We start from the raw sequence: 15622 nt of genomic DNA, 5'->3' as shown, positions 1-15622 counted from the left end.
GGAAAACAACTGGATGACACTACGCAACGCCTGGCTGTACGGCCTGCTGCTGGTGAGCGCGGCAGGCCAGGGGCAGACACTGGAGGAGGCCGTGCGCGCCGGCCTCGCCATCCATCCCGAAGTCCGCGCCGCAGTGGCGGAAGCGGAGCGCGGCAAGACCGATGTGGAGATCAGCAAGGGCGGCTACTACCCGCAGGTGAGCATGTCCGGCGGGCCCAACGAGTTCGACTTTGGCGAGGTGGTCTACGACCTCACTGCGTCCCAGATGCTCTACGACTGGGGCAAGATGAAGAGCAAGGTGGACAGCGCCAAGGCCAGCCACCGTCAGCTCGACGAAACCGCGCTGGTGAGCCGCGAGGATGCGGCGCTGGACATCACCGAGACCTACCTCGACGTGCTCGCCGCCCAGGCGCGGATCGAGACGGTACGCGAGCATATCCAGCGCCTCGGCGACATCCGCGAGATGACCCAGGCACGCGGCGGCGATGGCTATTCCGACCGCAGCGAACTGGACCGCGCCAACCTCGAGCTGTCCCGCGCGCAGGAGCAGTTGTCGCTGGAAAAGGGCGCCCTGCAGGACGCCCGCAACCAGTACGAAGTGCTGGTCGGCAAGCCGCCGGCCGACCTCGCCGAACCGGAGCCCCTGTCCATGCAACGCTACCTGGTCGGTACCGACATGAATCGCTTGATCGTCGACAGCCCGCTCTACCGCAAGGCCGCCGAGGACGCCGAAGTGGCCGAGGCCAAGCTGCGCGAGAGCAAGGCCTCGCTGCTGCCGCAGGTGAACCTGGAGGCCTCGTCGCTGCGCCGGGAGATCGGCGGGCACCTGGAAAACGACTCGGTGGTGTCGCTGCGCCTGCGCATGGATACCTTCGAAGGTCTGTCCAACTTCCGCCGACCCACCGCCGCCCAGCAGCACCTGGAGTCCACCCGCTGGACCCGCGACGCCATGCAGCGCGATATCAAGCGCAAGCTGCAGACCCTCTTCGACACCGACGACACCCTGCGCTGGCGGCAGGATTCGCTGGTACAGCAGGTGCGCGAATCGGAGCAGGTCAGTGGCGTCTACCGGGACCAGTTCGAGGTCGGCCGGCGCGACGTGATCGACCTGCTCAATGTGCAGCGCGAGCGCTTCGAGGCCGAGCGCCAACTGGCCAACCTGCGCTTCGAGCGCAAGCGCGTGGAGTACCGTGCCGCCGCGCAGATCGGCCTGCTCGGGCCGCTGCTGGAAAACCACCTGGCCCCGGGAGCCTCCTGATGAACGCCGAGAATGTGGTTCTGCTGGCGGATCACGAAGCCGAGACCGATCCCCTGCGCCAGGGCCTTTCGCTGCTCTGCCGGCAGTTGGGCCGGCCACTGGGCGTGGCCGAGCTGGGGGAGGGCATGCCGCTGCACCAGGGCCGCCTGCCGCTGCGTTTTGTGCCCCGCGCCTTGCGCCGCGCGGACATAGTCGCGCGGGTCGATCGCCTGGCCCTGGCGAAGATGGATAACTACCTGCTGCCGGCGCTGCTGCTGCTCGAAGACGGCGGCACCCTGGTGCTCTGCGAGCAGGATGAGCAGACCGCCAGCGTGCTGGTGCCGCACAGTGATGGCGGCGTCGAGCGGATTGCGCGGGCCGAACTGGAGCATCGCTACAGCGGTGTTGCGATCTTCGCCAAGTGCCGTTACCGGGCGGACGGGCGCGTCGGCGACTTCGCCAGGCGTGAGCCGGATCACTGGTTCTTCGGCCCGCTGAAGCGGCTCTGGCGTTCGTATTTCGAAGTCGCCATGGCGGCGATGATGGCGAACCTGCTGGCGATTGCTTCGGCGCTGTTTGCCATGCAGGTGTATGACCGCGTGGTGCCCAACGCGGCCATGGACACCTTGTGGATACTCGCCAGCGGCGTGGGCCTGGCCATCGTGCTGGAAGGCGTGATCCGCGGGTTGCGCGGGCACCTGCTGACCACCATGGGCAAGCGTATCGACCTGCAGCTTTCCACGCTCCTGTTCGAGCGCGTGCTCAACACCCGGCTGGCGGCCAAGCCCGGTTCGGTGGGCGCCTTCAGTACGCAGGTGCGCGAGTTCGAGGGCGTGCGTGAATTCTTCACCGCCTCCAGTGCGGCGATGATCAGCGACCTGCCGTTCGTGCTGCTGTTCCTGTTGATCATTGCGCTGATCGGCGGGCACCTGGTCTGGGTGCCGGCGGTGGCGGCATTGCTGATGTTGATTCCCGGACTGTTCTGCCAGGGCGTGCTGGCGCGGCTGTCGCGGGAGAACCTGCGAGAGGGCGCGGTGAAGAACGGCATCCTGCTCGAATCCATCGAGAACCTCGAGTCGGTCAAGGCCACCCGCGCCGAGGGTCGCTGCCTGCACCTCTGGGAAAACCTCACCGCGCAACTGGCCGGCAATGCCATGCGCACGCATACGCTGACCACGGCGCTGTCCTATGGCGCGAGCATCGTGCAGCAGTTGTGCTACATCGGCGTGGTGGTGTTCGGCGTGTACCGCATCAGTGCCGGCGAACTGAGTGTCGGCGCGCTGGTGGCCTGTTCCATCCTTGCCGCTCGTGCGGTGGCGCCGCTGTCCCAGGCCGCCGGCATCCTCGGTCGCTGGCAGCACACCCGGGTCGCCATGGAAGGGCTCGACCAGCTGATGAAGGCGCCCATGGAGCGCCCGCAGGACAAGCGCTTCGTGCGCAAGGAGCGCCTCGCCGGGCACTACCGCCTGGAGGCGCTGAAGCTGGCCCACGGCGAGAACCCGCCGGCGGTGGACATCGCTGCGCTGGAGATCCGCCCCGGCGAGCGCGTTGCGCTGCTGGGCGGCAACGGCGCCGGCAAGTCGACCCTGCTGCGCCTGCTGGCCGGGTTGTACGACGCGCAGTCCGGGCGTCTGCTGCTGGACGACGTGGCCATCGCGCAGATCGACCCTTCCGACCGGCGCCGTCACATCGGCTACCTGCCGCAGGATGTCGCGCTGTTCTACGGCACCCTGCGCGACAACCTCAACCTGGAAGGCGCGGCGATCAGCGATGACGAGATGTTCGAGGCGCTGGATGGCGTCGGCCTGGGCGACTTCGTCCGCTCGCACCCGCTGGGGCTGGACCTGCCGCTGCTGGGCAACGGCAGCCTTTCCGGCGGTCAGCGCCAGGCCGTGGGGCTGGCCCGCGTGCTGCTGCAGGACCCGCCCGTGGTGCTGCTCGATGAGCCCACCGCGACCTTCGACCAGAGCACCGAGCTGCACGTCATCGGCTACCTGCAGCGTTGGCTGGAAGGCCGCACCCTGGTGATGACCACGCACAAGAAGACCATGCTCGCCGTGGCCACCCGTGCCGTGGTGCTCAGCCAGGGCAAGGTGGTGATGGACGGCGCCCTGGACCAGATCGTCAAGGACCGCACCGTACAGATTCCCGGACAGGAAGGAGCCGTCCATGGCCAGTGAAACCCGCGCTGCCGAACGCCTGCGCCGCGAGCTGCAGGACCCGCTGCTGGTTTCCAGCCACCCGGTGTCGCGGCCGCTGCTCTGGGCGCTGTTGCTGAGCCTGGTCGCCGCTGTCGCCTGGGCAGCCTGGGCCGAGCTGGACGAGGTGACACGAGGCGATGGCCGCGTGGTGCCCTTCAGCCGCATGCAGAAGATCCAGAGCCTGGAGGGGGGTATCCTCGACCGTCTGCTGGTGCAGGAGGGCGAGCTGGTGCAGGTCGGCCAGCCGCTGGTGCGCCTGGACCGCACGCACTTCGAGACCTCCTGGCAGGAAGCGGCCAACCAGGCCGAGGTCCTCGGTGCCGCCATCGCCCGGCTGGACGCGGAAGTCATGGGCCAGGACCACATCGTCTTCCCCGCAGGCGTGCCCGCCGACGGCCCGGTGGCGCGTTCCGAACGTGAGCTGTTCAAGTCGCGGCGGGACAAGCTGGAGGAGAACACCCGCTCGCTGCAGCAGCAGGTTCGCCTGGCGCAGAGCCAGCTGGCGCTGGTCAAGCCGCTGGTGGAGCGCCGCGCGGTGAGCCAGATGGAAGCACTCAAGCTGAGCCAGGACATCGCTACCCTGAGCGGCAAGCTCACCGAGCTGAAGAACACCTATTTCCAGGATGCCTACACCGAGCGGCAGGAGAAGAAGGCCCAGCTGGCGCAGATCGAGCCCATCGTCCAGCAGCGCAAGGACCAGCTGCGCCGCACGGAAATCCTCTCGCCGGTGCGCGGGCGGGTGAACACCGTGCTGATCAGCACCCGCGGCGGCGTGGTGCAGCCGGGCGAGCCGATCATGGAGGTGATCCCGGTGGAGGAACGCCTGCTGGTGGAAGCCAAGGTCAAGCCGCGCGACGTGGCCTTCCTGGTGCCGGGCATGCCGGCCAAGGTCAAGATCACCGCCTACGACTACAGCATCTACGGGGATTTGAAGGGCACCCTGGAACAGATCAGCGCCGACACGATCGAAGAAGATACGGTGCACGGCAAGGAGTACTACTACCAGGTGCTGATCAAGACCGACGGCAGCCAGCTGATGCGCAACGGCGAGGTGCTGCCGATCATCCCCGGCATGGTCGCCGAGGTGGACATCCTCAGCGGAAAGCGCAGCGTGCTGAACTACCTGCTGCGGCCGTTGCTTAAGGCGCGGTTGATGTAACCGCGGCTAATAGGGCAGCCGCGCAGGGCGCATAACCCGGAGCGGGTTATCCGCCCTGCGTATCAGCGTGAGGGCTGCGGACCTTGTCCGCGAAGGTTTTGCGAACACAGGAACACCCGGCATACGCCTCCTTCCCCTGACAGGAAAGGGCCGGGAACCTGGGGAGGACAAGGGCGTGGTACCTGTAGGGGCGAGCCTGCCTGCCATGGTTGTCCGGGCGGGGCTTGCGGGCGGGCTCGCTCCTACGGCGGCCGTGGACTGTGCCCAGGCACACTCAGCAGTTGGAGATCTGCCCAGCGTCGATCTCATCCACGCGGCCTCTGGCGAAGTGCAGCCAGAGCCAGTTGGTGCGGTATCGGGTTCTATCGCACTTGCCTTCGATCCGGCGGTGATGTTCGAAGCGCCACCAGCCGTCCGCCGGCGGTGTCGAGACTCCCATGACCGCCTGCACTTCCGCACTCGACGCACCAATCCAGTCATAGCCATCGAGCGACAGCGAAAGCTGGGGAGACCGTAGTGCCGCGCACGCGCTGGTGGTTTGTGGCTGGGGCTGGTTGCGCAGGGTGATGCGCGTGATGCGATGGCTGCCATCGGTCTTCCTGGCGTCGGAAACCAGCCATAGGCCCAGCCTTGCATGCGGGAGCCAATAGCAGAGCCAGTCGCGGCTGTCTTCGCCGTCCATGTCGTGTTGCCACTCGCCGGAGCCCAGGTTATTGCGGGCGCCCTCCAGCGTGACGAGTTTCGCTTCGGTAACCAGGTTGCCCACTATCAGGGAACGCCACAGCGGCGCGCCAACGGTGAACTGGGCTGTGGCCAGGCGGAGTAGCTCGGGAGGTGTGTTGCTGTCGGTCGCCTGTGCCAGCGAGGCGACGCACGACAGCATTATCAGCCAGGGGCGCAGCAGCGAGTGGCGGATGAGAGAAAGCGGTTTCATGGTGGGCGCACTGGAGAAAGAGGGCGCCATGGTGGAAGTGAGGCCGATTTGCCCCTATGAGATTACTCTGGAGGAGGGTTCATAGGATTCTGATCCTGCCCGGCTCTGGCGGCTCAGATCATCGGGTCCCAGCGCTGCGACCAGTCCGGGTCCTGCGCCACCACCTCGCGCAGCACCGCGAAGGCCTGCTGCAGCGCCTGCGAGTCGCGGTCCCGCGAATACACGAGATAAGTCGGGTAGCTGAACTCCGGTGCCTTGGGCACGCGGCGCAGCACCTTGCGGTCGAGGTAGCTCTGCACCACCCGCGTGCGGAAGTAGCCCGAGCCGCCGTTCTCCAGGATGTACTGCAATGCCAGCGGGCCGAGGTTGAACGATACCGGCGCCTTGGACAGTTCCGGCAGGGCGCTGTCGTGCTGCTGGCGGAAGCCTTCGCCCCAGTCGATGTAGACGTAGGGTTCGGGGTTCTGCGCGCGCACCAGGATCAGCTTCTCCTCCAGCAACTGCTCCACCTGCATCCCCGGCCAGTAGGTCGGCTGGTAGACCAGGGCGGCATCGAGCACGCCCAGCTCCAGCTGGCGCAGCAGGCTCTGGCCGTCGCCGATCTCGGCGCGCACTGCGTGGTCGCCGATGGTCTGGCGGATACGGCTGACCCAACGCAGCATCAGCGGGTTGCACAGGCTCACCTCGCCGCCGATGTGCAGCACGTTGTGGATGCCTTCGGGCAGTGGCAGGTCGCGCTGGGCGGCTTCCCATGTCTGCAGGATCTGGTTGGCGTAGGTGACGAAGGCCTCGCCGTCCGGCGTCAGGCGGGCGCCGGCGCGGTTGCGCACGAACAGCGTGCAGTTGAGGTGTGCCTCCAGCTTCTGCACCCGCGCGGTGACGGCGGTCTGGGTGACGTGCATGCGGTCGGCGGCGGCCACGAAGCTGCCGTGGCGGACGATTTCCAGGAAGGTGCGGGTGAGGTCGATGTCCATGCGAAGGCTTCTGCGCGATTCAGGCGGCCAGTGTAACGGAAAGGGCTGTCAGCCCAGGCGAACTGAAAGCGCGGTCAGCCCAGGTGACTGAGCAGGTCGCGCTCCAGCGCGGCGATCAGGTCAGTCTGGGTGATCACGCCCACCAGTTCGCCGCGCTCCAGCACGGGCAGGCAGTGCAGGCCGTGGTCGGAGAGCAGCGGGATCAGTTCCACCGCATGGGTGTCGGCATCCACATGCAGCACCGGGCGGGTCATCACCTCGCCCAGCAGGCGGTCGCGGCGCAGGCCGATCCCGCCGAGCAGGCGCTTCCACCAGGCGCCCCTGGGCACCAGCAGGTCGATCAGGCTGACGATGCCCACCAGCCGGCGCTCCTCGTCGAGGATCGGCAGGGCCTTCAGGTGGTGCTTCACCAGCAGGCGCAGGGCGTGGCTGAGCGGGGTTTCCGGCGAGGCGCAGATCAGGTCGCGGGACATCACCTCCCGCGCGCGGGTCTCGCCCATGCTGCGGCGCAGGGCGTGGCGCTCGGTGCTGCGCACCAGGCGCTCGAGGTCGTCGCGGGTGATGTCGACAAAGCCCTCAAGCTCGTCCAGCGCCTGGTCGAGGTCGGCGGCCTGGATGCCGACCCGCGCGCCGGGGGCCGGGTCCTGGGTCTGGTGGTTGTCCGGCGCGAGGCTGCGGCGGCGCGGGTAGGGCATGCGTGTCAGGTTGTTGAACAGCAGCGCAAGCAGCACCAGGCCGAGGCCGCCGCTGATTGCCGGCAGCGATGCCATCCACACCGGCTCGCCAGGTGCGGGTGAGGCGAAAACCATGCAGAAGGCCAGCGCACCGCCCGGCGGATGCAGGCAGCGCAGCGGGTACATCAGCAGCAGGCTCAGCCCGAGGGCTAGGGCCGCGCTGGCGATGCCGGCGGGCAGGAACAGGCCGATCAGCAGCGCCACCAGCGAGGCGCACAGGTAGCTGCCGATCACTGACCAGGGCTGGGCGAGGGCGCCGGAGGATACGGCGAACAGCAGCACGGCCGAAGCGGCCCAGGGGCCGGCGAAGTGCAGCGCCACCGAGGAGCCGAACAGCAGGCCGCAGGTGGCGGCGCTGAGCAGGAAGCCCAGGCTGGCGCCGAGCGAGGCGCGCAGCCATTCGCGCGGGCGGGTATGGGGAATGTCGGGCAGGTACGCGGCGGCGCGGTGCCGCCAGCCGGTGAGGGCGGGCATCGGAAGGTCCGGGGAGCGAAGTCTGAAAAAACGGGCTCTCGCGGGAAAGAGCCCTGCAAGGTGCCAACATCGGCACTCGGGGAGGCTCCGTCCGTGGAGCAGGAAATCACTGGCGTCGGAGATCAGGCGCGCAGTCGGTAGGGCGGTGGCGGCTCCGGCAGCGGCTGGACGATCCTTTCGCAGTGCCGGCCGGTGGCCGCGCTCATGCGCCGTGCGGCTTCCGGGTCGTCGGCGAAGGGCAGCAGCGCAGCCTGTTCGTCATCATGGCGGCAGGATTGCCAGCAGGCGGCGATACAGGCGATCAGGCCGATAAGGCTCAGCAGCATCGTCGCGTCCTCAGGCCGCAGCCGCTTCGAGGTTCGACACCGGCTTGCCGGCGCGCACCGTGGCCCAGGTATTCCAGGCCATTAGCAGCATGCCGCTGGCGAAGGTGGACCCGCCGATCAGCCGCACGATGTAGCCCGGATGGCTGGCCGCCAGCGCCTCGACGAAGGAGTAGGTCAGCGTGCCGTCCTCGTTCACCGCGCGCCACATAAGGCCCTGGGTGATGCCGTTGACCCACATCGAGGCGATGTACAGCACGGTGCCGATGGTTGCCAGCCAGAAGTGCGCATTGATCAGCCCGACGCTGTGCATCTGCTCGCGACCGTAGAGCTTGGGGATCATGTGGTAGAGCGCGCCAATGGAGATCATCGCCACCCAGCCCAGGGCGCCGGCGTGCACGTGGCCGATGGTCCAGTCGGTGTAGTGCGACAGCGAGTTCACTGTCTTGATCGCCATCATCGGGCCTTCGAAGGTGGACATGCCGTAGAACGCCAGGGACACCACGAGGAAGCGCAGGATCGGGTCGGTGCGCAACTTATGCCAGGCACCGGAGAGGGTCATCATGCCGTTGATCATGCCGCCCCAGCTGGGCGCCAGGAGGATCAGCGACATCACCATGCCGAGGGACTGCGCCCAATCGGGCAGGGCGGTGTAGTGCAGGTGGTGCGGGCCGGCCCAGATGTACAGGGTGATGATCGCCCAGAAGTGCACGATGGACAGGCGATAGGAGTAGATCGGCCGCTCGGCCTGCTTGGGCACGTAGTAGTACATCATGCCGAGGAAGCCCACCGAGAGGATGAAGCCCACCACGCTGTGGCCGTACCACCACTGGATCATCGCGTCGGTGGCGCCCGAGTAGAGCGGATAGGACTTGAACAGTGTCACCGGGATCGCCAGGTGATTGACCACGTGGACCATCCCGGTGACCACGATGAAGGCACCGTAGAACCAGTTGCCGACGTAGATGTGGCGCACCTTGCGCCGGGCGATGGTGCCGAAGAACAGGTAGGCATAGATCAGCCAGAGGAAGGTCACCCAGACGGCAATGGGCCACTCCATCTCGGCGTATTCCTTGGAGGTGGTGATGCCCAGCGGGTAGCTGATCACCATGGCCACCAGGCTCGCCTGCCAGCCCCAGAACAGCAGGTTGGCCAGGCTGTCGGAGATGATCCGCACACGGCAGGTGCGCTGCACCACGTAGAAAGAGGTGGCGAACAGCGCGCTGCCGCCGAAGGCGAAGATCACCAGGTTGGTGTGGATCGGCCGGATGCGCCCGAAGCTGGTCCAGGGCATCTCCAGGCTCAACTGCGGCCACACCAGCTGGGCGGCGATGAACACGCCCATGAGCATCCCGAAGATGCCCCAGCCCAGGGTGGTGAGGGTGAAGCGGCGAACGATGTCGTAGTTGTATTCGGCGTCGCGGGGGGTGTGCTGATCGAGGGGTATCGCGCTGTCCATCTTGATTCCGTCGTACTCCGGTTGACTGACGGCTCCCTGGGCACCCGAGAGTGCTAAGCGTTGCTTAATCGGCGAAGAGGCAAGGTAGGAGGCAATTCGCCGCAGGGAGCCCGATCAGTCTGAACAGACGCAATGGATGCAACAAACGAATAATAATGCTGCATAAGTGCAGTTATTTTGATTTGAAAGCGAAGAGCTGGCACGCGGCCGCTCTGCAATGCCTTGTCCGGGGTCAAGGCCGACGAGCGGCGCAGCGGAAATGAAGAGGTACGGCGCGGGCTGGATGTATTCGGAAAATTGCAGCGTCAGTGCAATTCAATTCATTTAAAACCGTTTCGCGAGACGGTCTAGGATGGGCCTTCGCGATGACCTGGGGGCTTCATGTCCGACGATCTGATTGACTGGTTGCAGACCTTGATGCGCGCCGAGCGCGCTGGTGCGCGGGTGATGCTCGACAGCCTGCGGCAGGCCGACGAGGCCGTGGCACGCCACCGCCTGGAGCGTTTGCACCAGGGCGAGGCGGAAAGCTGCCGGCGCCTGCGGCGCTGCCTGGAACGACTGGGCGCCACGCCGGATACCGGCGTGGGCGACTTCCATGCCAGTGCCATGGCCATCGACGACCTGGAGCTGCGTTTCGACTTCATCGGCCGTGGCCAGCGCTGGGTTGCCCGGCAGATCACGCAGCGCCTGCCGGAAATCCATGAGCCCTGGCTGCGCGAAGAGCTGGAGGCGGTACTGCGGTTACACCAATGAGCGTAGGAGCGGACTCCGTCCGCGATCGGTTCGGTGCCACTCCGGCCAAACAAGGAGCTGGGCGAAGCCATCGCGGACGGAGTCCGCTCCTGCGCGCGATGTGGCATCGGCGGAAGGGGCAGGGCAGAGTCATCACACAACTGGCCAGCCATGGCCGGGCGCCATCCCGATGTTGTACGATGACCGCCACTTCATCTATTCCAGCGACCACCATGCCGACCAGTCCGCTTCCCCGCAAACGTTCCCGCAGCCTCGCCCATGACGTGGTCGCCGAGCTTTCCGCGCGTATCCGCGATGGTCGCATCAAGCCTGGCGACAAGCTGCCCACCGAGTCGGCGATCATGACCGAGCAGGGCGTCAGCCGTACCGTGGTCCGCGAGGCGATCTCCCGGCTGCAGGCCGCGGGACTGGTGGAAACCCGCCACGGCATCGGCACCTTCGTGCTGGACACGCCCAAGGACGGCCCGTTCCGCATCGACCCGGCGACCATCGTCACCCTGCGTGACGTGCTGGCTGTGCTGGAGTTGCGCATCAGCCTGGAGGTGGAGTCCGCCGGGCTCGCCGCCCAGCGCCGCAGCCCCGAGCAGCTGCAGGGCCTGCGCGACGCCCTGGATGCGCTGGAGGAGAGCCAGGCCAACGGCCGCGACGCGGTGGCCTCGGACTTCCAGTTCCACCTGCGCATCGCCGAAGCCACGGGCAACCGCTACTTCACCGACATCATGAGCCACCTGGGGGCGAGCATCATCCCGCGCACCCGCCTCAACTCTGCGCGCCTGGCCCATGACGACCAGAGCCACTACCTGGCGCGGGTCAACCGCGAGCACGAAGACATCTTCGACGCCATCGCCCGCGGCGACACCGACGCCGCCCGCGCCGCCATGCGCCTGCACCTCACCAACTCCCGCGAACGCCTGCGCCGTGCCCACGAATCGGCCGAGGAAAAACTCGGCTGACGAGCGGACGGAAGAAAAGGTTGTCTGACGACTTGTCGGCTTTTGTTTGTAGTTGTACGATGACCGACAACATGACGCCATAAGCCGATTGTCGTTGCACCTCTTCCTATAAAAATTCGCTTTGCAGGGTGATCGCCAATGAATCCACAAGAACTGAAGTCCACCCTTTCGTCCGGTCTGCTGTCGTTCCCCGTGACGGACTTCGATACCCAGGGCAACTTCCGCGCGGACACCTACGCCCGCCGCCTGGAGTGGCTGGCCCCTTACGGAGCCAGTGCACTCTTCGCGGCCGGCGGCACCGGCGAGTTCTTCTCGCTGGAGCCCAACGAGTTCTCCTCGATCATCAAGACCGCGGTGGATACCTGCCGTGGCCAGGTACCGATCCTCGCCGGCGCCGGCGGCCCGACCCGTCAGGCCATCGCCTACGCCCAGGAAGCCGAGAAGCAGGGCGCCGCCGGCATCCTGCTGCTGCCGCACTACCTGACCGAAGCCAGCCAGGAAGGCCTGGTGGCCCACGTCGAGCAGGTCTGCCGCTCGGTGGACTTCGGTGTGGTGGTCTACAACCGCAACGTCTGCCGCCTCAACGCCGACAGCCTGGAAAAGCTGGCCGACCGCTGCCCGAACCTGATCGGCTTCAAGGACGGCATCGGCGAGATCGAGCCGATGGTCGCCATCCGCCGCCGCCTGGGCGAGCGCCTGACCTACCTCGGCGGCCTGCCGACCGCCGAGGTCTACGCAGCGGCCTACAAGGCGCTGGGCGTGCCGGTGTACTCCTCCGCCGTCTTCAACTTCATCCCGAAGACCGCCATCGATTTCTACAACGCCATCGCCAGCGACGACCACGCCACGGTCAACCGCCTGATCGACGATTTCTTCCTGCCGTACCTGGCCATCCGCAATCGCTGCGAAGGCTACGGCGTGAGCATCATCAAGGCTGGCGCCAAGCTGGTCGGCCATGACGCGGGCCCGGTGCGCGCACCGCTGACCGACCTCACCGGCGAAGAAGTCGAGATGCTCGACGCGCTGATCAAGAAACTCGGCCCGCAGTAAGCCGGAGGTTCCCGTGGCTCAACAGTATTCGCACTACGTCGACGGCCAGTGGCTGGCCGTTAGCGACGCAACCCCGAACCGCAACCCGTCGGACCTGTCCGACGTGGTCGGCGACTACGCGCTGGGCGACGCCGCGCTGGTCAACCAGGCAGTGGAGGCGGCCCGCGCTGCTTTCCCGGCCTGGTCCAACAGCAACGTGCAGGCCCGCGCCGACGCGCTGGACAAGGTCGGCAGCGAGATCCTCGCCCGCCGCGCCGAGCTGGGCGCGCTGCTGGCGCGGGAGGAGGGCAAGACCCTTCCCGAAGCCATCGGCGAAGTCGGCCGCGCGGGGAACATCTTCAAGTTCTTCGCCGGTGAATGCCTGCGCCTGGCCGGCGACCTGCTGCCCTCGGTGCGCCCCGGCGTCAGCGTCGAGGTGACCCGTGAAGCGGTGGGCGTGGTCGGCCTGATCACCCCGTGGAACTTCCCCATCGCCATCCCCGCGTGGAAGATCGCCCCGGCCCTGGCCTACGGCAACTGCGTGGTGATCAAGCCTGCCGACCTGGTGCCCGGCAGTGCCTGGGCGCTGGCGGAAATCATCTCCCGCGCCGGCTTCCCCAACGGCGTGTTCAACCTGGTGATGGGCCGTGGCAGCGTGATCGGCGAGGCCCTGGTCAACCACCCGCAGGTGGACGCCGTGAGCTTCACCGGCTCGGTCGGCGTCGGCCGGCGCATCGCCGCGCAGTGCGTGGCCCGTGGCGCCAAGGTGCAGCTGGAGATGGGCGGCAAGAACCCGCAGATCGTCCTCGATGATGCGGACCTCGCCAGCGCCGTGGAGCTGTCGGTGCAGAGCGCCTACTACTCCACCGGCCAGCGCTGCACCGCGTCGAGCCGGCTGATCGTCACCGAAGGCATCTACCCGCGCTTCGTCGAAGCCATGGTCGAGCGCATGCGCCGGATCAAGGTAGGCAATGCGCTACAGGACGGCATCGACATCGGCCCGGTGGTTTCCGAAGCGCAGTTGCGCCAGGACCTGGACTACGTCGAGATCGGCCGCAACGAAGGCGCACGCCTGCTGTTCGGCGGCGAGCGCCTGTCGCTGGCCACCGAGGGCTACTACATGGCCCCGGCGCTGTTCGACGAGACCACCCCCGACATGCGCATCAACCGCGAGGAAATCTTCGGCCCCGTGGCCAGCATCCTCAAGGTGAAGGACTACGACGAAGCGCTGGCCCAGGCCAATGCCACCGAGTTCGGCCTGTCCGCCGGCATCGCCACTACCTCGCTCAAGCATGCCGCGCACTTCAAGCGGCACGCCCAGGCCGGGATGGTGATGGTCAACCTGCCCACCGCCGGCGTGGATTACCACGTGCCGTTCGGCGGTCGCAAAGGCTCGTCCTACGGGCCGCGCGAGCAGGGCCGCTACGCCCAGGAGTTCTACACCACGGTGAAGACCGCCTACGTCGGTGCCTGACCGATAGCAGTACCCGCGGGTGGCGCCTGCTAGCGCCATCCGCTGCACAAGACATGACCCGAACCCCGACACAAGAACAAAGCAGGGGAAATACCATGACCATCGACTGCCCGCCGTCGACACGTACCCGCGAACCCAGGCGCTGACCGCGCCCAGAGCTGTCCCACTCCGCTCAACTTCGCAGGTAGGTCGTCATGCAGAACCGTCCGATCTCACATCGCCGCGCCACCGTGCGCCGGCTTTCCCCGCGCCAGTTCCCTGGCCGCGCCGTGTCGTCTCGCCTGCTCGCCAGGCGTCCGGCGGGGCCCTTTTCTTCGCTCCACGCTCTCTCGCTGTACGCCATCCGGCTGCCTGCCGGCCATGGCGCGCTATCTGCTGTGTCGCTCGCCGCTGTGTCCTGCGTGCGAGTCGGAACGGACGTACCGGCCGCGCCCGCCGTACGTCGGCAAGGAGGCGGTAACGGCTCGCCACGACGGGCCGGCTGATAATCTGGCCGGCCTGCGCCGGTCGCTCCCATAACAACAAGACACGAGACGCAATCGATGAGCCAAGCAACCGCCAAACCGACGCATGTGCGTTACCTGATCCTGCTGATGCTGTTCCTGGTAACCACCATCAACTACGCCGACCGCGCCACCATCTCCATCGCCGGCTCCAGCCTGCAGAAGGACCTGGGCATCGACGCGGTCACCCTGGGCTACATCTTCTCCGCCTTCGGCTGGGCCTACGTGGCCGGGCAGATTCCCGGCGGCTGGCTGCTCGACCGCTTCGGCTCGAAGAAGGTCTACGCCGCGGGCATCTTCATCTGGTCGCTGTTCACCTTCCTGCAGGGCTTCGTCGGCTACCTCCCCGTGGCCAGCGCGGTGATCGCACTGTTCCTGCTGCGCTTCATGGTGGGCTTCGCCGAGGCGCCGTCCTTCCCGGGCAATGCGCGCATCGTCGCCGCCTGGTTCCCCACCGCCGAACGCGGCACGGCCTCGGCCATCTTCAACTCCGCGCAGTACTTCGCCACCGCGCTGTTCGCACCGATCATGGGCTGGATCGTCTTCCACTTCGGCTGGGAGCACGTGTTCGTGGTGATGGGCGTGCTGGGCATGGTCTTCGCCGGTATCTGGATGAAGACCATCTACAACCCCAAGGAACACCCGCGCACCAACGCCGCTGAAATCGCTGCGATCGAAGCCGGCGGCGGCATGGTCGACATGGACCAGAAACGCGCCAGCGACGGCCCGAAATGGCACTACGTCAGCCAACTGCTGCGCAGCCGCATGCTGCTGGGCGTGTACCTGGGCCAGTACTGCATCAACGCCATCACCTACTTCTTCCTCACCTGGTTCCCGGTGTACCTGGTGCAGGAACGCGGCATGTCGATCCTCAAGGCCGGCTTCATCGCCTCGCTGCCCGCGCTGATGGGCTTCCTCGGCGGCGTGCTGGGCGGGATCATCTCCGACTACCTGCTGCGTCGCGGCCATTCGCTGACCTTCGCCCGCAAGCTGCCGATCGTCTGCGGCCTGCTGCTGTCCACCACCATGGTGTTCTGCAACTACGTTGACGCCGAGTGGATGGTGGTCGGCTTCATGACCCTGGCGTTCTTCGGCAAGGGCCTGGGCGCGCTGGGCTGGGCGGTGGTGGCGGACACCTCGCCCAAGCAGATCGCCGGTCTTTCCGGTGGCCTGTTCAACACCTTCGGCAACCTCGCCTCGATCACCACGCCGATCGTCATCGGCTACCTGATCAGCGCCACCGGCTCGTTCAAGTGGGCCCTGGTGTTCGTCGGCGCCAACGCGCTGGTGGCCGTGCTGAGCTACCTGTTCATCGTCGGCCGCATCGAGCGTGTGGAGCTGCGTGAAGAAGACCCAAAGGGTCGCCAGGTGCCTGAAAAACGTCTGGCCCCGGCCAATTCCTGAGCAGTTCCGGG

Annotated in this window: 13 protein-coding genes; 8 read left to right on the top strand and 5 right to left on the bottom strand. The window is 66.8% G+C overall.

Going from position 1 to position 15622, the window contains the following annotated elements; translation table 11 throughout:
- Positions 1-13 precede the first annotated feature (13 nt).
- Genes IB273_RS07055 through IB273_RS07045 form a run of 3 tightly spaced genes read left to right on the top strand, consistent with a single transcriptional unit; the run spans position 14 to position 4597 of the window.
- Positions 14-1258 (top strand): TolC family protein, encoded by a 1245-nt coding sequence (locus IB273_RS07055; RefSeq protein ID WP_192223653.1) that lies wholly within the window; start codon positions 14-16, stop codon positions 1256-1258.
- On the top strand, positions 1258-3417 hold the full coding sequence (locus tag IB273_RS07050) for a type I secretion system permease/ATPase (RefSeq protein WP_151187318.1): 2160 nt from the start codon (positions 1258-1260) through the stop codon (positions 3415-3417). Before IB273_RS07055 ends, IB273_RS07050 begins: the two co-directional genes overlap by 1 nt.
- Positions 3407-4597: an HlyD family efflux transporter periplasmic adaptor subunit gene (locus tag IB273_RS07045; protein WP_192223652.1), complete on the top strand. Its 1191-nt coding sequence runs from the start codon at positions 3407-3409 to the stop codon at positions 4595-4597. Before IB273_RS07050 ends, IB273_RS07045 begins: the two co-directional genes overlap by 11 nt.
- A gap of 274 nt (positions 4598-4871) precedes the next feature.
- On the opposite strand, the gene IB273_RS07040 is transcribed toward IB273_RS07045, so the two are convergent.
- The 5 genes from IB273_RS07040 to ccoN all read right to left on the bottom strand — a co-directional run bounded on the left by IB273_RS07040 (position 4872) and on the right by ccoN (position 9495).
- Positions 4872-5531 carry a hypothetical protein gene (locus tag IB273_RS07040; protein WP_192223651.1) on the bottom strand — a complete coding sequence of 220 codons (660 nt, stop codon included), beginning with the start codon at positions 5529-5531 and terminating at the stop codon, positions 4872-4874.
- Positions 5532-5644: 113 nt separating this feature from the next.
- Positions 5645-6505, bottom strand: coding sequence for a LysR family transcriptional regulator (locus IB273_RS07035; protein WP_151187316.1), 861 nt, complete (start codon positions 6503-6505; stop codon positions 5645-5647).
- Between the two features lie 74 nt (positions 6506-6579).
- Positions 6580-7713 (bottom strand): CBS domain-containing protein, encoded by a 1134-nt coding sequence (locus IB273_RS07030; protein WP_192223650.1) that lies wholly within the window; start codon positions 7711-7713, stop codon positions 6580-6582.
- Positions 7714-7835: 122 nt separating this feature from the next.
- The gene (locus IB273_RS07025; RefSeq protein ID WP_081519702.1) at positions 7836-8039 is read right to left on the bottom strand and encodes a hypothetical protein; all 204 of its coding nucleotides are present in this window, start codon (positions 8037-8039) and stop codon (positions 7836-7838) included.
- 10 nt (positions 8040-8049) lie between these two features.
- Positions 8050-9495, bottom strand: a complete 1446-nt coding sequence (ccoN, locus tag IB273_RS07020) for a cytochrome-c oxidase, cbb3-type subunit I (RefSeq protein ID WP_192223649.1) — start codon at positions 9493-9495, stop codon at positions 8050-8052.
- Positions 9496-9876: 381 nt separating this feature from the next.
- Here ccoN and IB273_RS07015 point away from each other — a divergent pair, with 381 nt between their 5' ends.
- The 5 genes from IB273_RS07015 to IB273_RS06995 all read left to right on the top strand — a co-directional run bounded on the left by IB273_RS07015 (position 9877) and on the right by IB273_RS06995 (position 15611).
- Positions 9877-10248, top strand: a complete 372-nt coding sequence (locus IB273_RS07015; RefSeq protein ID WP_192223648.1) for a DUF6306 domain-containing protein — start codon at positions 9877-9879, stop codon at positions 10246-10248.
- A 212-nt stretch (positions 10249-10460) separates the two neighbouring features.
- Positions 10461-11201: a FadR/GntR family transcriptional regulator gene (locus tag IB273_RS07010; protein ID WP_081519704.1), complete on the top strand. Its 741-nt coding sequence runs from the start codon at positions 10461-10463 to the stop codon at positions 11199-11201.
- A gap of 138 nt (positions 11202-11339) precedes the next feature.
- Entirely contained in the window at positions 11340-12251 is a 912-nt protein-coding gene (kdgD, locus tag IB273_RS07005; protein ID WP_081519705.1) for a 5-dehydro-4-deoxyglucarate dehydratase, read from the top strand.
- A gap of 13 nt (positions 12252-12264) precedes the next feature.
- Positions 12265-13704, top strand: coding sequence for an aldehyde dehydrogenase family protein (locus IB273_RS07000; RefSeq protein WP_192223647.1), 1440 nt, complete (start codon positions 12265-12267; stop codon positions 13702-13704).
- Between the two features lie 542 nt (positions 13705-14246).
- A complete protein-coding gene (locus IB273_RS06995) occupies positions 14247-15611 on the top strand; it encodes an MFS transporter (protein WP_081519707.1) in 1365 nt (454 codons plus the stop codon).
- Positions 15612-15622 lie beyond the last annotated feature (11 nt).

Origin of the sequence: Pseudomonas sp. PDM19 (assembly GCF_014852215.1) — a bacterium.
In the GTDB taxonomy this organism is placed as follows: domain Bacteria; phylum Pseudomonadota; class Gammaproteobacteria; order Pseudomonadales; family Pseudomonadaceae; genus Pseudomonas.
Note: the sequence above shows the minus strand (reverse complement) of the source record. Positions and strands in the feature narration are given on the sequence as shown.

Coding starts and splice junctions, on each gene's coding strand:
- IB273_RS07055 (WP_192223653.1), top strand. CDS start 14: ATGACACTACGCAACGCCTGGCTGTACGGCCTGCTGCTGGTGAGCGCG.
- IB273_RS07050 (WP_151187318.1), top strand. CDS start 1,258: ATGAACGCCGAGAATGTGGTTCTGCTGGCGGATCACGAAGCCGAGACC.
- IB273_RS07045 (WP_192223652.1), top strand. CDS start 3,407: ATGGCCAGTGAAACCCGCGCTGCCGAACGCCTGCGCCGCGAGCTGCAG.
- IB273_RS07040 (WP_192223651.1), bottom strand. CDS start 5,531: ATGAAACCGCTTTCTCTCATCCGCCACTCGCTGCTGCGCCCCTGGCTG.
- IB273_RS07035 (WP_151187316.1), bottom strand. CDS start 6,505: ATGGACATCGACCTCACCCGCACCTTCCTGGAAATCGTCCGCCACGGC.
- IB273_RS07030 (WP_192223650.1), bottom strand. CDS start 7,713: ATGCCCGCCCTCACCGGCTGGCGGCACCGCGCCGCCGCGTACCTGCCC.
- IB273_RS07025 (WP_081519702.1), bottom strand. CDS start 8,039: ATGCTGCTGAGCCTTATCGGCCTGATCGCCTGTATCGCCGCCTGCTGG.
- ccoN (WP_192223649.1), bottom strand. CDS start 9,495: ATGGACAGCGCGATACCCCTCGATCAGCACACCCCCCGCGACGCCGAA.
- IB273_RS07015 (WP_192223648.1), top strand. CDS start 9,877: ATGTCCGACGATCTGATTGACTGGTTGCAGACCTTGATGCGCGCCGAG.
- IB273_RS07010 (WP_081519704.1), top strand. CDS start 10,461: ATGCCGACCAGTCCGCTTCCCCGCAAACGTTCCCGCAGCCTCGCCCAT.
- kdgD (WP_081519705.1), top strand. CDS start 11,340: ATGAATCCACAAGAACTGAAGTCCACCCTTTCGTCCGGTCTGCTGTCG.
- IB273_RS06995 (WP_081519707.1), top strand. CDS start 14,247: ATGAGCCAAGCAACCGCCAAACCGACGCATGTGCGTTACCTGATCCTG.